Origin of the sequence: Pseudomonas sp. SIMBA_068 (assembly GCF_046534705.1) — a bacterium.
Taxonomy (GTDB): Bacteria; Pseudomonadota; Gammaproteobacteria; order Pseudomonadales; family Pseudomonadaceae; genus Aquipseudomonas; species Aquipseudomonas putida.
Map to the genome: position 1 here is coordinate 1 of NZ_JAWRYI010001548.1, position 239 is coordinate 239.

Here is a 239-nt window from a genome sequence, read left to right on the forward strand (position 1 = left end):
GCAATACTGTTTGCTGTAACGCATATACATCAACTTATCGTATTTATTGAGAGAGTCGCATGACAGGAAGTCAGGTCATTGATGCTGAAGAGGACAGGCATAAACTGGTTGTAGAGTACAAGGATGCTCTGCAACCTGCCGATTTTTATCACAATTTCAAACAGCGGGGCATCCGCTCCGTACAGCTCATTCCCTATCTTGAATTTGATGACCGGGGCGATCTGACGGCCGCTTCGGTG

1 protein-coding gene is annotated in these 239 nt (G+C 46.9%); it reads left to right on the forward strand.

The window, feature by feature from the left end:
• Positions 1–59 precede the first annotated feature (59 nt).
• A partial coding sequence (locus tag SB756_RS34875; RefSeq protein ID WP_410913856.1) for a hypothetical protein occupies positions 60–239 on the forward strand: 180 nt, incomplete at its 3' end.